A 19,989-nucleotide genomic window follows, 5' to 3' on the forward strand; every position below is an offset into this window, starting at 1 on the left:
ATGCGCCTTGGCCAGCGCCTCGACGAAGCCGAGCCGGTCCGGCTTCTTGGCGAACGCCCCCACCTGCAACTCCCGGATGCCCCACAGCAGTCCACGGCGCAGGGCGCCCGTCGCCGGCACCCGGCTGTGCAGCCAGCGCTCGGGCGCGGTGATGCGCCGGTCCGCGCGCGGCAGCACCCAGGGCGGCGTCCGCTGGAAGAGCGTGAGCCGCTCCACCTCCGGCTGGATGCCGGGGACGATCTGGATGGCCGAGGCGCCCGTGCCGACCATCGCCACGCGCTTGCCGCGCAGTTCGACGTCGTGGTCCCACCGGGAGGAGTGGAAGACCGGCCCCGGGAAGGAACTCAGACCGGGGATCTCCGGCACCTTCGGATCCGCCAGCGGTCCGGTCGCCGAGACGACGACGTCGGCGAGGTACGTACCCGACGCCGTCTCCAGCTCCCAGCGCAGCTCCTCCGTGTCCCAACGGGCGCTCAGCACCTCCGAGTCGAGCCGGATGTGCGGCCGCAGCCCGTACGCGTCCGCGACGCCCTCCAGATACGCCCGGATGTGCGGCTGGCCGGAGAAGTTGCGCGGCCACTCCGGGTTCGGCGCGAACGAGAACGAATACAGGTGCGAGGGGACGTCGCACGCGCAGCCGGGATACGTGTTGTCCCGCCACGTGCCGCCGATCGCGTCCGCCCGCTCCAGGACGACGAAGTCCGTCACCCCCTCGCGCCGGAGCCGCACCGCGGCACCCAGTCCGCCGAAGCCGGACCCGATCACCGCCACCCGAACCTGAACGGCCATGACGCCATCGCCTCCCGGATCGCCCCAAGGACTGTGCCAGTGATTGCTGGCACGGTGCGAGGGTAGGGCAGCGGCCTACCGTTCGGTAGGGGTTCTGCGCAAGGAAGTTACCGCGAGTCGCGCTTGCGCGGGCGCCTACGCTTCCCGGGTGAGCACCGACGAGAAAACCCCGCCACCGCAGCGTGAGTACCGGATGACCGAGCTCGCCGAGGCGGCCGGCATCACCGTCCGCACCCTGCGCTACTACCGCGAGCGCAAGCTCATACCCCCGCCCCGGCGCGAGGGGCGCATCGCCTGGTACGACAACCATCACCTGGCCCGGCTGCGCACGATCGCGGCGCTTCTGGAACGCGGCCACACGCTGGGCGGCATCGCCGAGTTGATCGCCGCCTTCGAGGGCGGGCGCGGGGTGGCCGAGATCCTCGGCCTGGGCGGCGCGATCTCGGCACCCTGGTCCCGCGAGACGCTGGTCCGCCTCACGCCGGAGGAACTCCTCGACCACTTCGCGGGCGAGGCGACCGCGGAGAACCTCGCCGCCTCCCTCGACATCGGGTATCTCGCCGTGGACGGCGAGGAGTTGGTGCACGTCAGCAGCCGGCTGCTGGACGTGTCGCGGCGGCTCGTCCGCGAGGGCGTCCCCCTCCCGGTGATACTGGCCGCCGGGCGGGAGATCCGCGTCCACGCGGACGCGCTCGCCGCGACGTTCACCTCGCTCGTCCGCGAGCACATTCTGCCGGAGGCCGCCCCTCCGTCCCCCGACGCCGTCGAAAGCGTCCAGCGCATCCTGAACCGGCTGCGGCCGCTGGCCCGGACGGTGGTCGAGGCGGAGGTCGCCCTCGCGATGGACCGGCGCGTGCGCGCGGACGTCGAGGCATGGCTGGACGACGGCGTCAGCCCGCGGTGAGGATCTCCAGGACGTGCCCGTCCGGGCTCTTGAAGTACGTGCCGCGGCGGCCGTTGTGGCGGCCGATGGCGTTGGGCACGTCCAGCGCCGGACCGGAGTAGTGGGTCACGCCGGCGTCCTTGATGCGCTGGAGGGTCGCGTCGAACTCCGCGTCCGAGACGAGGAAGGCGTAGTGCTGCTCGGCGATGTCCGGGTGCGGGCTGGTCATGAAGTCGAGCGTCACGCCGTTGACCAGGGCTATGGGGACGAACGGGCCCGTCTCCGGCCCGACTTCGAGCCCGAGGAGGTCCGCGAGGAACGCGGCGGCGGCGTGCTTGTCGCGGGAGTGGACGATGGTGTGGTTCAGCTCGATGGGCATCCTTGATCGTGGCACGGGAGGGGGAGGTGGGTCGAGGTTCGCTTCAGGCCAGTCGGGCGACGAAGGCGGCCCAGGAGGGGGTGGGGAAAGTGAGGGTGGGATGGGGGGACTTGGAGTCCCGTACGGGCGTGAGGCCGGGTATGTTGTCGGCGACTTCGACGCAGTCGTTGCCGCCGGTGCCGTCACCGCCCCCGCTGTAGCTGCTCTTACGCCACTTGGAATCCCGAACGAGTAACAGGCCCGGTATGTTGTCGGCGAGTTCGAGGCACGATCCCCCACCGGTTCCGTCGCCGCCGTTGCTGTGGCTGCTCTTGCGCCACACCGCAGACGTCATTTCATGTGCCGCATTCATGCACATACTCCTCTGCCACGGATTCGATCAGGTCCAGGGACTCTCCCAGCGGCAGTGCCGCGGTGCGAGCGAGGTCGTAGAGCCGCACGGCTTGGGCCACCATGGCCGGGCCGTCGAGCAGGTTGCCGACCATGGGCCCCTCCGTATAGGCCACCGGGGGAGCGTCCGCAAAGGTCATCAGCGTGAGCAGCGCATCCACCGCCGGAGCACCCGCGTCGAATGGGAGCACCTGGACGCCAACACGGCGCTTGCGCACGAGCGAAGCCACACACTTCAGTTGCTCGTGCATCACAGCAGCGCCGCCGACCTTGTACCGAAGCACGCTCTCACTGAGGACGACCCACACCGAGGGGTGCGTTGGGCTGTCAAGGATGCGCCCTTGCTCCATTCGCCCGGTGATCCACATCTGGATCCTTTCCTCCGGCTCGAGCGGGAAGGACGACAGGAAGACGGCCCGGGCGTAATCAGGTGTCTGCAACAGGCCCGGGATGAAGGTGGATGCGTGCTCCCGGATGGAGGTGGCCAACCCCATGAGATGTGCCGCTTCTGCGAAGTAGGAGGCATAGGGGGACCTGTTGATCAGCTCCTTGCACATGCGCTCGAAGAGGCCACCGGTCTCCAGGACCACGTCGATCCGCGCAGCGATCTCCAACTGCGGCTTGCGCACGCCCGTCGCGAACTGGCCGATGTACGACCCCGAGCAGAACACCTTCTCGCCCAGCGCCTGCTGAGTGAGCCCCGCCGCCTCCCGGTGGACCTTCAGTTCCGAACCGAAGAAGTCCCAACCGAACCGGGGGCTCCCGAACCGACTAGCGTTGGCCATAGCCTAACTCCCAAGCCTCGCAAGGCCGTTGTACCACTCACGTGCGGCCGAGAGTAGCGCCTGAGCCACCGCTCCATTCACCGAACGCTCTCCACATCCACCCGAGGAGACCTCGTGAAGCGAAGAACCCTGCTCCGCCTGGGCGGCTCTGCCGCCGCCGCGGCGGCGACGACCGCCCTCGGCACCGCTCCCGCCCGGGCCGGCGTCGGCGACGGCAGCACCTTCATGGCCTGGAAGGGCGTCACAGGCGACCAGCGCATCTGGTGGAGCTCCCTGCAGGGCGGCGGCGACTACTGGTCCGGCCCGCAGCCGATCGACGGCGCGTTCGGCAGCCACGGCGTCGCCCTCGCGGGACCGTCCGGCGGCAACGCCCTCCACATGACGTGGAAGGGCGTGGAGGGCGACGAACGCATCTGGTGGAACCGGTTCGACGGCAACACATGGGCGGGACCGCAACCCGTCCCCGGCGCGAACAGCAGCGTCGGCCCCGCCCTCGCCCCGTACGCCGGCGTCTTCATGGCCTGGAAGGGCGTCGCGGGCGACGAACGGATCTGGTGGAACAGCTACTTCAGGGGCTGGACCGGTCCGCAGGTGGTGCCGGGCGCCAACACCAGCTTCGCGCCCGCCGTGGCGGTCAACCACATCGGTTCGTACGGCGAACCCCACATGGTGTGGAAGGGCGTCGCGGGCGACCAGCGGGTCTGGTGGAGCATCTACCGGGGCGGCGACTCGGGCGCCGACAACTGGACCGGTCCGCAGCCGATCGACGGCGCGTTCACCAGCGCGGGCGTCGCCCTGGCGGGCACGGTGGGCGGGGGCCTGCACATGGCCTGGAAGGGCGTGGAGGGCGACCAGCGGATCTGGTGGAGCCGGCTCTACCCGAGCGCGTCGTCCTGGACGACCCCGCAGCCCGTACCCGGTGCGAACACGAGCACGGGCCCGGCCCTCGCCGTGTACGGCGGCTGGGTCCACATGACGTGGAAGGGCGTCGCGGGCGACGAACGGATCTGGTGGAACCGCATCTACCGGGACAGCGGTACCTGGACCGGCCCGCAGCCGATCGACGGCGACAACACGAGCTTCCGCCCGGCGCTCGCGACGATCGGCCTGTGAGCGGGCCCGCGGCCCGTCACGCCGTCGCGCCCCTGCGGTAACCGAGGACCGCGAACGCACCCAGTACGACGCTCCACGCCAGCAGGACGGCCAGCGCCGCACCGCTCAGCGGATGGCCGAGCGCCAGATCCGTCGCCAGCTGCTTGTAGCGGTTGACCGGGGTCCACTCGGAGACCCCGGCCAGCCGGCGCGGGAAGTTCCCCTTGTCGATCAGCAGGCCGCCGACCACCGACAGCAGGAGATAGGAGACGAGGCCGACGGAGTGCGCCTTGGCGCCCTCCACCAGGTAGCCGCAGCCGAGCGCGAGCATCGCGACGGGCACGATGCCCACCCACAACAGGGCCAGCGTGCCCGCCCATTCGGCGATGCTCAGCGATACGCCGTTGACCACACCGGCCACCAGGCCGACCGCCAGCACCGGCGGCAGGGCCAGGAACATCGCGGCGACGCCGCGGCCGATCACCACGGTCCGGGTGGGCAGCGGCGTCAGCCGCAACTGGCGCAGCCAGCCGGCCTTCCTGTCCTCGGCGATGCCGCCGGAGGTGGTCATGACGGCACCGAGGGCGCCGAAGCCAGCGAGGCCCGCCATGGTGCGGACCTGCTCCGCGTGGGAGGGGTGTCCGCCGCCGAGGTGGCTGGTCAGCAGGTACATCAGGACCGGGGCCGCGAGGGACATGATCAGGAAGCCGCCGTCGCGCACCGTACGGCGCAGCTCCAGCCGGAGGTAACCGAGCAACATCACACACCGCTCCCCGCGTCGGCACCGGTCAGGGCGAGGAAGGCCGCTTCGAGGCCGCCGCCGGTGACCTCGACGTTCCGCAGCGCGCCGAGCCGGGCGAGCTCGGTGACGGTGAGGTCGGCGTCGTCCGTGCTCAGGAGGAGCCGCGCGCCACGGACCTCGACGCCGGTGACGCCGGGCAGTCGGCGGAAACCCCCCGGGTCCCGGTCGCCGAGGTCGATGCCGACGGTCCTGCCGCCGACGCTCCTCTTCAACTCGGCGCCGGTGCCGTCGGCGAGCACTCTCCCCCGGTCGATGACAACGATGCGCTCGGCGTACTCGTCGGCCTCTTCCAGGTAATGGGTGGAGAAGAGCAGCGTGTTGCCGAGCGCCGCGTAGGCGGCCATGGTCTGCCACAGTTCGCGGCGGGACGTGACGTCCAGCGCGGCGGTCGGCTCGTCGAGGACGATCAACTCGGGGTTGCCGCACAGCGCCAGCGCGAAGCGGACCCGCTGCGCCTGGCCGCCGGAGAGCTTGTCGGCCCGGCGGCCGGCCAGTTCGGTGAGCCGGGCGGTCTCCAGGATCCGTCCGAGCTCCATGGGCGCGGCGTAGGTGCCGCGCACGAACTCGACGAGCTCCCTGACGGTGACCCGGGGGATCAGGCCGCCGTCCTGGAGCATCGCGCCGACCCGGCCCGCGTGCACCGCCTCGTGCGGGTCCGTGCCCAACAGGCCGATGGTTCCGCCGTCGTGGGGCAGCAGGCCCAGCAGCATGCCGACGGTGGTGGACTTCCCGGCGCCGTTGGGGCCGAGCAGGGCGACCGTCTCGCCGCGGTCGACGGCCAGATCGAGGCCCGAGACGGCATGGACGTCACCGTAACTCTTCGTCACATGGGAGAAGTTGACCGCGGACCCGGTCCGCGGCCTCCTTCCGGAAACCAGCGATTCCTGTGTCATGCCGACGACACTACGAACGGTGCCGTCGGCCGCAGCAGAGCCGAAGAAACTCTCCTGAGCAGGACAAATGTCCTGCGAGCACTCAGCGTTCGAAGACGACCGTCACCGGCGCGTGGTCGCTCCACCGCTCCGCGTGCGACGCGGCCCGCTCGACGCGGGCCTTGAGCACCCGCTCCGCCAGCCCCGGCGAGCAGACGACGTAGTCGATGCGCCAGCCCGAGTCGTTGTCGAAGGCGCGGCCGCGGTAGGACCACCACGAGTACGGACCGGCGACGTCCGGGTGGAGGGCGCGGACGACGTCCACGTACTCCTCGAAGACCTTGGTGAGCCAGTCCCGCTCCTCGGGGAGGAAGCCGGCGCTCTTGCGGTTGGCCTTCCAGTTCTTGAGGTCGGCCTCCTGGTGGGCGATGTTCCAGTCGCCGCAGACGGCGACCTCGCGGCCCTCGGCGGCGGCCCGCGCCTTGAGGGAGACCAGGTACGGGAGGAACTCGGCCATGAACCGCTCCTTCTCGTCCTGGCGCTCCGTGCCGACCTCGCCGGAGGGGAGGTAGAGGCTGGCGACCGTGACGCCGGGCAGGTCGATCTCGACATAGCGGCCGCTGCCGTCGAACTCGGCCGATCCGAAGCCGATCCGCACCGCGTCCGGCTCGCGGCGCGAGTAGACCGAGACGCCCGCGCGGCCCTTGGCGGCGGCCGGGGCGTGGACGACGTGCCAGCCCTCGGGCTCGCGGACCTCGTCGGGGAGCTGGTGGGGCTCGGCGCGGACCTCCTGGAGGCAGACCACGTCGGCCTCGGTGGCCGCCAGCCACTCCACGAAGCCCTTCTTGGCCGCGGCGCGCAGGCCGTTCACATTCACGGACGTCACAGTGAGCATTCCGGCACGATACCGACTTCCGGGACGGCCCTGTCGCGCCGGGCCCGGCCGCTCGTACGATCCCGGGATGCGGATACTGCCCGTGGCCTTCGACCACCCGGACGCCGTGAAACTCAATGACGAGGTGCAGGAGGAGTACCGCCGCCGCTACCACGACGACGGCGACGTCACCCCGCTGGAGCCCGCCCACTTCGCCCCGCCGCGTGGCCTATATCTCATCGCCTACGAGGACGACGGCACGCCCGTGGCCACCGGCGGCTGGCGCGCGTGGGAGGACGCGGAGGAGGGGTACGCCGACGGCGACGCCGAGATCAAGCGGATGTACGTGATCCCGCGGGCGCGCGGGCTCGGGCTGGCCCGGCGGGTCCTCGCCGAGCTGGAGAGCGACGCGCGCGCGGCGGGGCGGACGCGGATGGTGCTGGAGACCGGGTCCAGGCAGCCGGAGGCGATCGCGCTCTACGTGTCCTCGGGCTACGCGCGCGACGGCCAAGTTCGGGGTGTACCGGTTCGAGGCCGGCTGCCGCTGCTACGCCAAGCCGCTCTAGTCGGGCACTGGACCGCGGACGGCCCCCCGCAGGTCCAGGACCGCCTGCGCCCCGCCGTCCTCCGGGTTCTCGAAGGCCAGCCGGGCGCCCAGCACCCGGGCCTGGCCCGTCGCTATGGTCAGGCCCAGCCCGAGGCCCGAGCCGGAGTCCGTGCGGAAGCGCTGCGGGCCGTGGACCAGGAGCTGGTGCGGGAAGCCGGGGCCGCCGTCGCGGACCCGGACCACGCCGTCGTCCACCTCGGCGACGACCGGCCCGGCGCCGTGCCGGAACGCGTTGGTGACCAGGTTGGTCAGTATCCGCTCGACGCGGCGCGGGTCCGTCTCGACGAGGCTGTCGCGCACGACGCGGACCTCGGCCGGGGCCCGGCCGGGCCCGGCGGCGGCGGTGACCGCGGCGACGGCCCGGCGGGCCAGGTCGCCCAGCGCCCGTACCTCGGTGTCGGCGCGCTCGGCGTCCGCGTCCAGCCGGGCCACCTCCAGGACGTCCTCGACCAGGGTCCGCACGCGCCGCGCCCGCTCCTGGACCATCTCGGCCGGGCGGCCGGGCGGCACAGCAGCGCGGCCGCGGCGACCAACCCGGCGACGGGGGTGCGCAGTTCGTGGGCGATGTTGGCGGTCACCTCGCGCTCGGCCTGGAGGCGGGCGGCGAGCGCGTCGGCCATGCGGTTGACGGCGACGGTGAGCCGGGCGATCTCGTCCTTGCCGCCGCGCGGGCGCAGCCGCGCCGTGAGGTCGCCCTCGGCGATGCGCTCGGCGGTGCGGGCGGAGGCGTCGATGCGGCGGCCGGCGAAGGCGGCGAGGCTGACGCCGACGATCCCGGAGAAGGCGGTGCCCAGTCCGCCGGCCGTCCACAGGACGTCGTCGAGGTCCTGGATGTTGCGGGTCTCGCGGTTGTAGGGGCGCTTGAGGACGATGAGGTCGTCGCCGAGGCGGGTGGCCGCCCAGATGACGGGTTCGGGACCGGCGCGGTCCAGATAGGTGGCCATCTTCCGGTCCTCCGCGGCGTGCCGCAGGGGCTCCGGGATGCCGGCGGGGTTGATCAGGGTGTGCGGGCGGTCGAAGCCGGCGGCATGGTCCTCGACGGCGGAGGCGAGCCGGGAGGTGATCATCTCGCGGGCGGTGGCGAGCTGGTTGACGGCCGTGCGGTGGTGCACCACGAACCCGATGAGGACGGCGACCAGCGCGGCGGTGACGGTGATCGCCACACCGATCTTCGTTCTCAGTCCCATGGGTCAAGGCTCCTTGACGGCGGTCTAGCGGGGCCGACGCTTCGGTACGAAGAGCCGCAGATCACTCAGCCCGGCCTGCTGCGGGGCCGGGAGCCCGTCGGCCGTGACGGAGGCCCGGCTGTAGTACGCCCGGTGATCCTGCCCCACGAGCCCCCCGAGCCGAACGCGGACCCGGAACGGCTTCCGCCGGCAGCCGGGCGCGCACCAGCCGCCGGACACCCCGCCGGTCGCCTCGGCCACCGGTCCGCCCCAGGAGACCCAGCGCAGCCCGGTCAGCGGACGCTGCCTTCGATCTCGAAGGCCGCGGGGCGAAGGAGCAGGGGGCGGCCGGGGCCCTCGCTGATGTGGACGGGCAGTTCGGGCGTGGCGGCGGGGGTCGCGCCGGGTCCGCTCACGTCCAGGGACCGCCCGGTTCGGAACAGGCGGTGAGCGCGGTGAGCAGGGCACCGGCGAGGAGAACACGAGCACACCGGCGGCGGTGGGTCGTGGCACGGGTTCCTCGGGGCCGGGCGGTCCGAACGGGCGACGGAATCATGCCCCGTACAGGGCCATTCGCGTCAAATGTTATCGCGTGGGACGGATTCGCCTCCCGCGGTCTTGACGTTCGTGAGTCGTCGGCTCATAGGATCTCGGCGCTCCAGTGGTCCGCGCCGTAGCCGATGCCGCTCCGGAGGTCACCCATGCACATCGCCCGCCGCACGATCCTCGGCGCCCTCGCGGGCTCCGCGGCCCTCGGGGCCATGGGCACCGCCCCGGCCTCGGCCGGGACGCCGGTCGGGCGGTGCGGCCGCCGCGGCGCTGGCCCCGGCTGCTGCCCCGCCACCACCGCCAGGTCACCTTCCGGACCGTGCCCCGGCGGGGCGGTGCGGACGCCTTCCGGGTGTCGGGGGCGGCGGGCCGGATCCTCGTCGAGGGCACCGCTCCGGCCGTCCAGCTCACCGGCTTCCACCGCTATCTGCGGGAGAGAGCCCACGCGCACTTCTCCTGGGCCGGCGAGCAGACCGACCTGCCGGCGACGCTCCCGGCCGTCGGCCGCGCCCTCGCCGCGACGGCCAACGTCCGCCACCGCTTCGCGCTCAACGACACCAACGACGGCTACACCGGCCCCTACCGCGACTGGGACTACTGGGAACGCGAGATCGACGTCCTGGCCCTGCACGGCTTCAACGAATGTGCTCGTCTACGCGGGGGCCGACGCCGTCTACCATCGAACGTTCGTCGAACACGGTTACTCGGACGCGGTAAGTGCGCGCCTGGGTTCCGGGCCCGGGCCCATCAGCCCTGGTGGCTGATGCAGAACATGAGCGCCTTCGGCGGCCCGGTGTCGCTGGCCCTCCTCGACCGCCGCGCGCCGCCCTCGCCCGGAAGATCGTGCGGCGCCTGCGCGAACTGGGCATGACCCCGGTCCTCCCCGGCTACTACGGCACCCGTGCCGCCCGGCTTCGCCGACCGCCACGACGGCGCCCGGACCGTCCCCCAGGGCGACTGGGCCGGCTTCCGCAGACCCGACTGGCTCGACCCGCGCACACCGCACTTCACGCGCGTCGCCCGCACCTTCTACCGGGTGCAGCAGGAGCTGCTGGGCCCGACGTCCATGTACAAGATGGACCTCCTGCACGAGGGCGGCACCCCGGGCCCCGTACCCGTCGGCGCCGCGGCCCGCGCCGTGGAGAAGGCGCTGCGCACCGCGCACACCGGGCGCCGTATGGGCCGTCCTCGGCTGGCAGAACAACCCCCGCCGCGAGATCCTCGACGCCGCCGACCGCTCGAAGATGCTCATCCTGGACGGCATCCCCGACCACTACCCGTACGTCACGGACCGCGAGAAGGACTGGGGCGGCACGCCGTACGCCTTCGGCACGATCTGGAACTTCGGCGGGCACACGGCGATGGGCGCCAACACCCGCGACTGGGCCTCCCTCTACCACCGCTGGCGCACCAAGCAGGGCAGGCGCCCTGAACGGCATCGCGCTGATGCCGGAGTCCGCGGACAACAACCCGGCGGGGCTCGCGCTCTTCTCCGACCTGGCGTGGACGGACGGGTCGGTCGACCTGGCCGACTGGTTTCGCCCGCTGGCCCGTGCACAGCGCTACGGCGCCGCCGACCGCTCGGCGGCACGGGCCTGGGACGTCCTGCGGCGGACGGCGTACGGGACGACGCGAGCGGACGGCTGGAGCGAGCGGCCGACGGCTGTTCGGGGCGCGGCCGGACCTGGCGGTCAACCGGGGCGGCGCGTGGTCGCCTCGCGAACTCCGCTACAAGGCAGCGAGTTCGAGGAGGCGCTGCCCGCACTGCTGGCGGTCGCGCCGGGGCTGCGGCGCAGTTCGGCGTACCGCTACGACCTGCTGGACGTGGCACGGGCAGTGCCTGGCGAACCGCAGCCGCCTGATGCTGCCGCGCATCAAGAGCGCGTACGAGGCGCGCGAGCTCTCCCGCTTCCGCGAACTGACCGCCCTGTGGCTGGACTTGATGACCCTGCTGGAGGATCTGGCCGCCACGGATCCGCGCCATCTGCTCGGCCGCTGGATCGCGGAGGCACGGTCCTGGGGCGCGTCGCCGCGGAACGCGACCGCCTGGAGCACGACGCGGTGTCCCTGCTGACGGTCTGGGGCCCCCGCCCGTCGGCGGACGGCGGCAAGCTGCACGATTACGCGAACCGGGAGTGGGCGGGACTGGTCGGCGGCCTGTACCGGCTGCGCTGGAAGACGTACTTCACGGAGCTGGAGGCGGCACTGCGGGCGGGCCGCAAGCCGAAGCCGATCGACTGGTTCGCCCTGGAGGACGGCTGGACGCGCCGACGCCCGCCGTATGCGACGAGGCCGCGGGGGGATGTGGCGGAGGTGGCGCGGCGGGTGGCGGATCGCTTGTAGCTCCCCGCCCCCGCCCTTTCACCGTGTCTCCCGGGGCTGCGCCCCGGGCCCCCGCAGCGCGGCTGCGCCGCGGTGGGCGGGGGCGCAGCCCCCACGCCCGGCGGGGGCTGCGCCCCCCTGCACCCCTGCTTCCGGGGCTCCGCCCCGGACCCCGCAATGCGGCTCCGCCGCATTGTCCTCAAGCGCCGGACGGGCTGAATCAGCCCGTCCGGCGCTTGAGGACAGCGCCCGGAGGGCGCTTCAGGGGCCAGGGGGCGAAGCCCCCGGCGGGGTGCAGGGGCGGAGCCCCGCCCGCCGCGCGGAGCGCGGGCCCCGCGCGCCCCGCGCCCCGCGGGGGTGGCACAGGGGCGCAGCCCCCGCGGGAAACGGTGAAAGGGCGGGGCGGGGAGAAAACCCCTACGCCCGCGAACCCGCCAGCTTCCACTCCCGGTGCAACCCGGGCAACGGCATCCGCCGCTCAAATATCGGCGTCCCGAAAATCTTCAGCTGCATGCTGCAGCGCACCGTTCAGGTCAACCCCCCCGAACGCCCCCCACTTCCCCTTCAGCGACTTCTTCCCGTCACTGGAGACATCACCCCGCACCTCACCCTCGGCCCGCAGATAAGGCGACAGATTCCCCACCACCCCCACAGTCCCGTAAAGCCCGACCGCCGCCTCCGCACCCAGCGCGGCCTTCACCTTGCCGCCCGCCGACGCGGACGCCTTCACCGGCGAGCCCTTCAGGTTCGCCCGGCTGACCGGCGCCCAGCCCTTCGCCCGGCTGTAGGAGCCGCCGACCTTGAAGTCGCCCTTGACGTCCTGCTTCACATCCACAGTGATCTTGCCGTCACCGTCGACCTGGAGGTAGCAGGTCAAGTCCGCATTGACGACGACCGGCACCGGTCCGACCTGGATGACCGGCGTCGCGTGCAGCTTCGCGAACGGCAGCCGCAGCGGCTTGCCGTTCTCCGTCGACGCGGCGGCCCGCCCCTTCAGCTCCCACGCGCCCTTCCAGTCCACCGGCCAGCGCCAGCGACGCCGTGCCGGGCGCGCGCCCGTCCGTACGCGGCCGTCGTACGCGAAAGTCGACCTCGGGCGCCAGCTGCACGAAGCCGTTCACGGACGCCTTCGCGGACGCGGGGGCGCCCTTCGCCGTGGCGATGACGTGCCCACCGTCCACCGCAGGCTGCCCAGCGGCAACTTCGCGCCCTGCGGCCCGAAGCGCAGGTCGCCCCGCTTTCGCCCAGGCACACCTTCACCCCGGGCACCAGCGGCTGGACCTTGACCGCCGACGGGTCGACGGCGACGCGCTGACCGCCCGCCTTCGCGTCAGCCGAGCAGCGCGCGGAAGCGTGGCCGGCTCGGTACGGACCTTCGTGCCCTGGGCCGTCGTGCCCTCGACCTTGGTGACCTGGCGAGGACGCCGTTCGGGGCGCCGGGCGCGGGCGCGCTGGCGAAGACGTCGCCCACGGCGACGGACTTCGCGGGCAGGGCGGAGGCGGGAGGCGGAGGCGGGACGGCTTGGCCGACGGACGGCCCGGCGTTCTCGTGTCAGCGGCCGCGCGAGCACGGCAGTTCCGCTCTTCCTGGTCGTACGAGGGCGACGCGCAGCGCCGACTGTGCGCCTGCTGCCGCCGCGGCGCGGCGGACGACGGGCTCGCCACCGCGCTCGGCGCGGCACCCCCGTCGGCGGGCGCCGCGGCGACGCCCATCGGCGCGGCCGCGACGGCCATCTCCTGGGGCGCCTCGGAGGCGGCGGCGGACGGCGCGGAGGCCGGCTCCTCGGCCTTCGCCCGGTCCGAGCCGGACGCCGAACACCCGGTCACGGCCAGGGACATGGCGGTCAGGGCGGGGAAGAGCACTCTTGTGTAGGGCTTGCGCAAGGTGAATCCTCGGGGGGCGGACTGCGGTTACTGGCAGGTAAAGAACCGCATGATCCTGTCATGCACGCCACGACCCGAAGATCGAATCGATGGCGCCCGGAGGATGATCTGCGTCACACGGGACGGTGGACGGACACGGTGCAGGAGACCGTGGTCCGGACCGGGAGTTGCAGCGCCCCGACGCGCTCCCGGAGTTCCTCCGGCGCGATGTGCCGCGCGCTCGGCCCCATGAGCACGAGGTGCTCCACATCCTCGGCGGCGAGGTCGACGGTGTGCTCGTGCACGTACCGCCCCTCGGCCCGGAAGCGCCCGCCCAGCGTGCGCTCCAGCCGGTCCTCCTTGGCGGAGTCCACGCCCAGCAGGCCGAGCGGGCCGCGGAGTTCGGCCAGATGGGCCGGGGTCGGCGTGACGACGACGAGCGCGCCGCGGCCGGGCCGCAGGACCCGGTGGAACTCCTCCCCGTTGCGCGGCGCGAAGACGTTGAGCACGACGTCCACGGAGCCGGTGCGCACCGGAAACGGCCGCCAGACGTCCCAGGTGGCGGCCCAGGCCCTCGGGTGGCAGCGGGCCGCCTGCCGCAGCGCGTACTTGGAGGCGTCCAGCCCCAGCCCGACGGCCCCGGGCAGCGCGTCGAGGACGGCGGCGAGATAGTGCCCGGTGCCGGCGCCGGCGTCCAGGACGGTCTCGCCGCCCAGCGGTCCGACGACGCGGGCCAGCGCGGCGGCGAGCGGGTCGTAGTGCCCGGCGCCGAGGAACGCCGTACGGGCCCGCACCATGTCGGCGGAATCCGCCGTCCCGGCCTTCATGTTGCCGGTGAGCAGCCCGACGTAGCCCTGGCGCGCGATGTCGAACGAGTGCCGCGCGGAGCAGCGGAGCGACCCGTCGGCCACGACGAGCCGCTCCCCGCAGTGCGGGCACGTCAGGACGTCGAGGAGCCGGGTGACGGGCATGGGGTGGAGTCCTCCGCGCGAACGGGTTCGGGACCGGGTCCCGGCTTCAGCGGTGAGAGACGTGAGGACAGCCGGTGAATGTGGTGGTCACGAGGCTAACACGGGGGCGGTTCGGGCCCCGGGTACGGTGGGTGCCGTCGTCCCACGGAAGACGGAAGGTTGTCACGCGGTTTGAAAGACGATAGGGGCAACATGACCGCGAACCGCGAACCGCGAACCGCGAACCGCGAACCGCGAACCGCGAACCGCGAACCGCGAACCGCGAACCGCGAACCGCGAACCGCGAACCCGCCCTTCCCGCGCCCGCTCCGCGTCCCCGTGGGCCACGACGCGCACCGCTGGAGCACCCTCCCCCGCGACCGGACGCTCGTCGTCGCCGCCCGCACCGTCACCTCCACCGTCCGCGCCCTGGAGGCACTGCCGTCCCTGCTGCGCGGTGACGCCCGGGTCAGCGTCGTCTTCGCCCACGACCCCACCTCGGCCTTCGGCGACGGCGTCCCCGACCTCCTCCACGACGCGGGCTGCCGCGTCATGCCGTGGCACCAACTGGCCGACATATCACCCGACTTGATCCTCACTGCGAGCGAGAACGTCGACGTCCCCGACGGCGACTGCCCCGTGCTCGTCCTGCCGCACGGCATCGGCTTCCAGAAGTTCGTCCCCGACTCCCGGACCGCCGGGACCCGGCTCTCCGGCGTCGTCCCGGACGCCCTGCTGGCCACCGGTCGCGCCTGGCTCGCCGTCTCGCACCCGGACCAGGAGAAACAGCTCCTCACCACGCACCCGGAGACCTCCGGCCGCACGCTGCTGGTCGGGGACCCCTGCCTCGACGAACTGACCCGCAGCCTGCCGGACGCCGCAGCGCACCGCCGGGCGCTCGGGATCGACGACGGACGACGGCTGGTCGTCGTCAGCTCCACCTGGGGACCGACCTCCCTGCTCGCCCGCGACCCCGGGCTGCCCGCACGGCTGCTCGCGACGCTGCCGCACGACGAGTACCGGGTGGCGGCGGTCCTGCACCCCAACATCCGGGCGGCACACGGGGAATGGCGGATACGGAACGTACTCGCCCCCGCCCTGGAGGCCGGGCTGCTGCTGATGCCACCGGTGCACGCCTGGCGGTCGGCGCTGGTCGCGGCGGACGCGGTCGTGGGCGACCACGGATCGGTCACGCTCTACGGGGCGGCGCTCGGCAAGCCGGTGCTGCTGGCGGCGTTCGGCGAGGACGCGGTGCCGGGCACGGCGGGTGCGCTGCTGGGTGCGACGGCGCCGCGACTGGACCCGCACGGAGACCTCGGACGGCAGATCGAGGACGCCGTCGCGACGCACACGCCCGGACACCATGCCGCCGTCGCCGGGCGGGCGTTCGCGGATCCCGGCTCGGCGCACGCCCGTCTGCGGACCGCCCTGTACCGGCTGCTCCGCCTGCCCGAACCGTCGTCCGCGCCCTCCGCGCCGCGGCTGCCCCCGGCTTCCGTCGAGGCGGCCGTCGTCTCCTCCTGGACGGTGGAGACGACGGTGGCCGGGTCGGAGGAACCGGTGATCACCGTCCGCCGCCACCCGACGGCGGCCGCCGGCGACCGCGCCGAGACCGGGGACGCGTTCGTCCACCTCGCGTGCGACGCGGAACGGGAACGGGACGGCCGGCTGACGTCCAGCGCCTCCGTCCTCGTGCGCCGAAGCCCGGCGACGACGACGGCCGAGGCGCGGCGCCGGATCCGCGACACGCTGGACCGGCACCCCGGCTGTCTGCTCGCGACCGTGCCGGTGAGAGGCGGGGGCTCGCTGACGGGGGTGCGAGGGGCGGCCGTGGTGGAGACGACGGTCACGGGCGCGATGGCGGACCCGGGGCTGGAGGCGGCCGTCGTCTACACGTGTCTACGAGCGCAACTCCCGCTGGGGGACGGGTTTGTGACGCTGCGGGTGGGCGGGACGGAGGAGACGGTGACGGTGCGCGCGCTTCCATCACGCTAGGGATTCGCCCGCACGCTGTCCTCAGGCGGACTCCGCCCGAAGGGCGGATGGGGGCCGGGGGTCTCCCCCGGGAAACGGTGAAAGGGCGGGCCAGGGGCAAATCCCAGGCACGTCACCCACCCAACCGCCCCAGCCACTCCCTCAACCCCTCCACCTCCCCACTCCCACCCGCCTCATGGATCTCCAACGCCCGCACAACATGCCCCCGCACCACATCCCGCGCACCCCCCACCCCCTCCACCGCCCGCGCAAGCCGCAGGCGAACCCGCGCCTCGTAATACGTCGCACCCACCTCCCCCAACACCCCCGCCGCCTCCGTCCACTCCCCCACCGCCGCCGCAAGGTCGCCGAGATGCTCGTGCACGTCCCCGAGCGAGGCCGTCGCCCGGGCCGCCATCCGCCGGTCCGGCGGGGTGAGGCCCAACAGCCCGTCCCGCGCCGCCCGCAGCGTGCGCAGCGCCTCGTCCCGGCGTCCCGCCGCGTCCTGGGCGCACCCCAGGAAGTACGTGGCGATGGCCACGCCCCGCGGCTCCTCCCCCTCCAGGTTGAGCTCGACGGAGCCCCGGTACGCGGCCATGGCGCGCGACACGTCGAAGAGGTCCCAGTAGCGCCCGGTGAACTCCAGCACGGAGGCCCGCAGCACCACATGCCCCGAGACCTCCGCGCACGCCGCGGCGGTCGTCAGCTCCGCGTACGCCTGCTCGTACTCGCCGAGATCCATCAGCGGCCGCGACAGCAGGCTGCGCAGCCGCGCCTCCGCCGCCGGGACGAGGGCGTCGGCCGCCGAGGCGGCGCCCAGCTCCAGCGACTCCCTCCAGTCCGGGAGACGGCGGCGGTTGAGGAACAGCACCGTGAAGACCTCGGCGAGCTGCCACACGTGCCGGTGGAGCCCGTCCCGCCGCGCCTGCCGGAGGACGGCGAGGATGTTGTCCCGCTCGGCGTCCAGCCAGGCCAGCGGGGCGGGCCCACCCCCACCCGCGAACGGGTCCTCGACACCCGCCAGAAACGCTCCGAGATCGGCGATCCGCAGCCGGTCCCGCCGCACGGCCAGGTCGGCGAAGGCGGTGAGCGCCAGGTAGTGGGTGGCGACCCGCTCGACGACGGCCCGCCGGACGTCCGGCGTCTCCTCCGCCTCCGCGCGCTCCAGCGCGTGCAGCCGTACGAGGTCGTGGAAGCGGTGGCGCCCGTCGGCCGTCGCCTCCAGCAGGTTCGCCCCGGCCAGCACGTGGAGCAGCGGCTCGGCGGCCTCGACGGCGAACCCCGCCGCGGCGGCGGCCGTTCCCGCGTCGAAGGACCGCCCGGGGATCAGGCCCCACAGCCGGTAGGCCCGCGCCGCCTCGGGCGGCAGTTCCCGGTAGCCGAGCGACAGGACCGCGGACACGGAACGCTCCCCCCGTAGCGACAGACCGGCCAAACGGCGGCACTCGTCGGCCAGTTCGTCGGCGAGCCGGCTCATCGTGAGCCCGGGGGCCGTCGCCAGGCGGGCGGCCGCGATGCCGAGCGCCTCTGGCAGGCCGCCGCACAGCTCGACCAGCCGCTCGGCCGCGGGCCGCTCCGCCTCGACGGCGTCCGCGCCGCACCGGTCGGCGAGCAGCTCCAGTCCGCTCTTCGCGTCGAGCAGCGGCACGGGCACCAATCTCGCGCCGTCGAGGGTCAGTTCACCGAGCCGGCTGCTGCTGAGGGCCAGCACCACGCTGCCCGGCTCCTTGGGCAACAGGGCCCGCACCTGGGCGGGCTGGCTGACGTTGTCGAGCACCACGAGGAGGCGCCGCCCGGCGGACCGGGACCGGTAGCGGGCGCCGCGCTCCTCCAGGGAGGCGGGCAGGTAGTCGTCCCCCACCCCGAGGGAGCGCAACGCCCGCCCCAGGGCCCTGAAGACGTCGCCCCCGGCCCCGTCGCGCAGCTTCGCGAAGTCGATGTAGAGCTGTCCATCCGGAAACCGGTCGCGGGCCCGCGCGGCCCACTCCACGGCCAGGGTCGTCTTCCCGATGCCGGGCAGCCCGGACAGGACGTCCAGGCCGACCCGGGCCACCGCCCGGCCGTCCAGGAGCGCCAGTTCGCGCTCGTGGTTGACGCACCGGACGACCGGCGCCGGAACCTCGTCCGGCCGCTCCGCGGGCGCCCGCTCGACCACCTGGAAGGTGACGCCGCCGAAGATCTGCCCCGCCTGGATGCTGGGCCCGTACACGTCCCCGGAATTCTCGTTGCGAACCCCCTCGTTCACCGACCCGCCTCCGGGTCCCGCCCGGGCCCGGGGGGCGGCGGCACCGCGCCCCTCATGTCGAACGTCAGCCCGGAGAAGCTCTCCCCCTGGAGGACGGGCCCGTACTGCGTCCCGCCGGTGACGCTGTTGCGCACCCGCGGGGCACGCCCGGCGCGGTCGCCCTCCGGGTCCAGTTCCGCGAGGATCCGCCGCAGTTCCGCCGCGGCCTCCGGGTTGTCGAGCAGCGCCCGGCGCAGCCGTTCCCGCCAGCGGTCCTCGACCGCGGCCACGGCGGGGGCGTCTCCGGCGGTCAGCTCCTCGGCGTCCCGCCGCAGCTCGTCGTCGACGACCGCCACCTCGTCGTCCTCGCCCCGGGCGAAGAACCGGGCCACCCGGCCCCGCACCTGCGACCAGGCGTCCGTCACCATCAAACCCACCAGCGTCGTCGCACCCGACGCCGCCAGCTCCGCCAACTCGGCCTCCACGGGACCCCCTTGCCGCCTCGCTCGTCCCGCCCACGGTAGAGAGCGGAGGCATCACTTGGGTAGACCGGCCCCGGGAACGCCAAGAGCCCGCCCGATCCAGTGGATCGGGCGGGCTCCCGGGTGTTGGTTGTGGACCTGAGGGGATTCGAACCCCTGACCCCCTCGATGCGAACGAGGTGCGCTACCGGACTGCGCCACAGGCCCTTGCAACGAGTGAAACTCTAGCACCCCGACCGGCCTACGAAAAAATCGCCCTCCTGCCGCCCCCTCGCTGGTCAGCGCGCGGGGGCCGGCGGACGCGTCAGCCGTTGGCCGCGCGCGGGCGCTCGTCGTCGGCGTACTGGTCGAAGAGCGGGGTGCGGCCGCGTTCGCGCGGGCGGCGGCGCGGCCGGGCGGCGCGGCGGTCCTCGGCGGGCTTGCGGTCGAGGGCCGGCTCGGCGGTGCTGGAGCGGGCGGCGCTCCAGGTGTCCGGGGTGCCGAGGTCGGCCGAGCCGCCGGCGCGGGGGGCGACGGGCGCGGTGACGTACGTCGGCAGCGGGACCGGCACCGGCTCCCAGCCGTCCTCGCCCTCGGTGCCGCGGTCGCGCTGCTGGTCCACCCACTCCGCGTGGTCGGTCTGCTCGACCAGGGCCCGGCGGCCCGCGCTGCGGGCCGAGGACACCGGGGGCTCAGCGGCGGCGGGGGCCGCCTGGCGGACGGTGTCGGCGGAGGTGGCGACGGTCGTGGGGTCCTCCGCCGCCCGGGAAGGGCGGGGCCGGCCCTCGCGCAGCCGCTGGGCGGCCAGCTCGGCACGCCGCTGGTCCATGACGAACGCGAACCGCCGCCGCTCCTGGATTCGCAGGTAGAAGATGTACGCGCTGAGGAGCAGCGCCGGCAGGGCCGGGGCCCAGAGGAACGCGACCCCGCCCACGCCCGCGACGATCGCGCCGAGCGTGAAGGCGAGGAAGAGCACGACGGTGGTGCGGCGCCGGCGGGCGAGCACC

19 protein-coding genes, 1 tRNA gene and 6 pseudogenes are annotated in these 19,989 nt (G+C 73.5%); 9 read left to right on the forward strand and 17 right to left on the reverse strand.

The genetic code is table 11. The annotated features are described in order from the left end of the window. On the reverse strand, nt 1-789 hold a 789-nt coding region (locus tag ABD794_RS02210; protein WP_344960620.1), incomplete at its 3' end, for a flavin-containing monooxygenase. Nucleotides 790-982: 193 nt separating this feature from the next. On the opposite strand from ABD794_RS02210, the gene ABD794_RS02215 reads away from it, so the two are divergent. Beyond that, a complete protein-coding gene (locus tag ABD794_RS02215) occupies nt 983-1,693 on the forward strand; it encodes a MerR family transcriptional regulator (protein WP_344960640.1) in 711 nt (236 codons plus the stop codon). Here the strand turns inward: ABD794_RS02215 and ABD794_RS02220 are convergent. From ABD794_RS02220 to ABD794_RS02230, 3 genes are read right to left on the reverse strand one after another with little or no spacing between them, the layout of a single operon-like run. Continuing rightward, on the reverse strand, nt 1,680-2,051 hold the full coding sequence (locus ABD794_RS02220; protein ID WP_344960621.1) for a VOC family protein: 372 nt from the start codon (nt 2,049-2,051) through the stop codon (nt 1,680-1,682). The genes ABD794_RS02215 and ABD794_RS02220 overlap by 14 nt on opposite strands. A 43-nt stretch (nt 2,052-2,094) precedes the next feature. After that, the gene (locus ABD794_RS02225; RefSeq protein ID WP_344960622.1) at nt 2,095-2,403 is read right to left on the reverse strand and encodes a DUF397 domain-containing protein; all 309 of its coding nucleotides are present in this window, start codon (nt 2,401-2,403) and stop codon (nt 2,095-2,097) included. After that, nucleotides 2,387-3,226 carry a helix-turn-helix domain-containing protein gene (locus ABD794_RS02230; protein WP_344960623.1) on the reverse strand — a complete coding sequence of 280 codons (840 nt, stop codon included), beginning with the start codon at nt 3,224-3,226 and terminating at the stop codon, nt 2,387-2,389. Before ABD794_RS02230 ends, ABD794_RS02225 begins: the two co-directional genes overlap by 17 nt. A 114-nt stretch (nt 3,227-3,340) precedes the next feature. Here ABD794_RS02230 and ABD794_RS02235 point away from each other — a divergent pair, with 114 nt between their 5' ends. After that, nucleotides 3,341-4,339 carry a hypothetical protein gene (locus tag ABD794_RS02235; RefSeq protein WP_344960624.1) on the forward strand — a complete coding sequence of 333 codons (999 nt, stop codon included), beginning with the start codon at nt 3,341-3,343 and terminating at the stop codon, nt 4,337-4,339. 16 nt (nt 4,340-4,355) lie between these two features. Here ABD794_RS02235 and ABD794_RS02240 read toward each other — a convergent pair whose 3' ends face one another. The 3 genes from ABD794_RS02240 to ABD794_RS02250 form a co-directional block, all read right to left on the reverse strand. Continuing rightward, nucleotides 4,356-5,078, reverse strand: coding sequence for an ABC transporter permease (locus ABD794_RS02240; RefSeq protein WP_344960625.1), 723 nt, complete (start codon nt 5,076-5,078; stop codon nt 4,356-4,358). Beyond that, nucleotides 5,078-6,013: an ABC transporter ATP-binding protein gene (locus ABD794_RS02245; protein WP_344960626.1), complete on the reverse strand. Its 936-nt coding sequence runs from the start codon at nt 6,011-6,013 to the stop codon at nt 5,078-5,080. Before ABD794_RS02245 ends, ABD794_RS02240 begins: the two co-directional genes overlap by 1 nt. An 82-nt stretch (nt 6,014-6,095) precedes the next feature. Beyond that, a complete protein-coding gene (locus ABD794_RS02250) occupies nt 6,096-6,887 on the reverse strand; it encodes an exodeoxyribonuclease III (protein WP_344960627.1) in 792 nt (263 codons plus the stop codon). A gap of 67 nt (nt 6,888-6,954) precedes the next feature. Between ABD794_RS02250 and ABD794_RS02255 the strand changes: the two are divergent. Continuing rightward, nucleotides 6,955-7,432 (forward strand): annotated as a pseudogene (locus ABD794_RS02255) (GNAT family N-acetyltransferase). On the opposite strand, the gene ABD794_RS02260 reads toward ABD794_RS02255, so the two are convergent. Genes ABD794_RS02260 through ABD794_RS02270 form a run of 3 tightly spaced genes read right to left on the reverse strand, consistent with a single transcriptional unit; the run spans nt 7,429 to nt 9,152 of the window. Then, nucleotides 7,429-7,773 carry a sensor histidine kinase gene (locus ABD794_RS02260; protein WP_344960628.1) on the reverse strand — a complete coding sequence of 115 codons (345 nt, stop codon included), beginning with the start codon at nt 7,771-7,773 and terminating at the stop codon, nt 7,429-7,431. The pseudogene ABD794_RS02255 and the gene ABD794_RS02260 overlap by 4 nt on opposite strands. Next, a complete protein-coding gene (locus ABD794_RS02265; RefSeq protein ID WP_344960629.1) occupies nt 7,722-8,660 on the reverse strand; it encodes a HAMP domain-containing protein in 939 nt (312 codons plus the stop codon). Before ABD794_RS02265 ends, ABD794_RS02260 begins: the two co-directional genes overlap by 52 nt. A 24-nt stretch (nt 8,661-8,684) precedes the next feature. Then, on the reverse strand, nt 8,685-9,152 hold the full coding sequence (locus ABD794_RS02270; protein WP_344960630.1) for a hypothetical protein: 468 nt from the start codon (nt 9,150-9,152) through the stop codon (nt 8,685-8,687). A 355-nt stretch (nt 9,153-9,507) separates the two neighbouring features. On the opposite strand from ABD794_RS02270, the pseudogene ABD794_RS02275 reads away from it, so the two are divergent. The 4 pseudogenes from ABD794_RS02275 to ABD794_RS19265 form a co-directional block, all read left to right on the forward strand. After that, nucleotides 9,508-10,290, forward strand: a pseudogene (locus ABD794_RS02275) (alpha-N-acetylglucosaminidase TIM-barrel domain-containing protein); the annotation flags it as partial. Nucleotides 10,291-10,405: 115 nt separating this feature from the next. Next, nucleotides 10,406-10,546, forward strand: a pseudogene (locus ABD794_RS02280) (alpha-N-acetylglucosaminidase TIM-barrel domain-containing protein); the annotation flags it as partial. A gap of 88 nt (nt 10,547-10,634) precedes the next feature. Next, a pseudogene (locus ABD794_RS19260) lies at nt 10,635-10,943 on the forward strand (hypothetical protein); the annotation flags it as partial. 106 nt (nt 10,944-11,049) lie between these two features. Next, a pseudogene (locus ABD794_RS19265) lies at nt 11,050-11,531 on the forward strand (alpha-N-acetylglucosaminidase C-terminal domain-containing protein). A gap of 457 nt (nt 11,532-11,988) precedes the next feature. Here the strand turns inward: ABD794_RS19265 and ABD794_RS02290 are convergent. Together ABD794_RS02290 and ABD794_RS02295 are read right to left on the reverse strand one after the other, a co-directional pair. After that, on the reverse strand, nt 11,989-12,531 hold the full coding sequence (locus tag ABD794_RS02290; protein WP_344960632.1) for a hypothetical protein: 543 nt from the start codon (nt 12,529-12,531) through the stop codon (nt 11,989-11,991). Nucleotides 12,532-12,840: 309 nt separating this feature from the next. After that, a complete protein-coding gene (locus ABD794_RS02295) occupies nt 12,841-12,981 on the reverse strand; it encodes a hypothetical protein (RefSeq protein ID WP_344960633.1) in 141 nt (46 codons plus the stop codon). A gap of 78 nt (nt 12,982-13,059) precedes the next feature. On the opposite strand from ABD794_RS02295, the gene ABD794_RS02300 reads away from it, so the two are divergent. After that, on the forward strand, nt 13,060-13,383 hold the full coding sequence (locus ABD794_RS02300; RefSeq protein WP_344960634.1) for a hypothetical protein: 324 nt from the start codon (nt 13,060-13,062) through the stop codon (nt 13,381-13,383). Nucleotides 13,384-13,507: 124 nt separating this feature from the next. On the opposite strand, the gene ABD794_RS02305 is transcribed toward ABD794_RS02300, so the two are convergent. Beyond that, on the reverse strand, nt 13,508-14,344 hold the full coding sequence (locus ABD794_RS02305; RefSeq protein ID WP_344960635.1) for a putative RNA methyltransferase: 837 nt from the start codon (nt 14,342-14,344) through the stop codon (nt 13,508-13,510). A gap of 318 nt (nt 14,345-14,662) precedes the next feature. Between ABD794_RS02305 and ABD794_RS02310 the strand changes: the two genes are divergently transcribed. Then, nucleotides 14,663-16,318 (forward strand): hypothetical protein, encoded by a 1,656-nt coding sequence (locus ABD794_RS02310; protein ID WP_344960636.1) that lies wholly within the window; start codon nt 14,663-14,665, stop codon nt 16,316-16,318. Nucleotides 16,319-16,430: 112 nt separating this feature from the next. On the opposite strand, the gene ABD794_RS02315 is transcribed toward ABD794_RS02310, so the two are convergent. From ABD794_RS02315 to ABD794_RS02330, 4 genes and pseudogenes are all read right to left on the reverse strand, one after another. After that, nucleotides 16,431-18,542: an ATP-binding protein gene (locus ABD794_RS02315; protein ID WP_344960637.1), complete on the reverse strand. Its 2,112-nt coding sequence runs from the start codon at nt 18,540-18,542 to the stop codon at nt 16,431-16,433. Further along, nucleotides 18,539-19,006 carry a hypothetical protein gene (locus ABD794_RS02320; protein ID WP_344960639.1) on the reverse strand — a complete coding sequence of 156 codons (468 nt, stop codon included), beginning with the start codon at nt 19,004-19,006 and terminating at the stop codon, nt 18,539-18,541. The genes ABD794_RS02315 and ABD794_RS02320 overlap by 4 nt, the downstream gene beginning before the upstream one ends. A 130-nt stretch (nt 19,007-19,136) precedes the next feature. Further along, nucleotides 19,137-19,210 (reverse strand) — tRNA-Ala (locus ABD794_RS02325). A 97-nt stretch (nt 19,211-19,307) separates the two neighbouring features. After that, nucleotides 19,308-19,989: pseudogene (locus ABD794_RS02330) on the reverse strand (hypothetical protein); the annotation flags it as partial.

It is taken from the genome of Streptomyces thioluteus, from assembly GCF_039535865.1.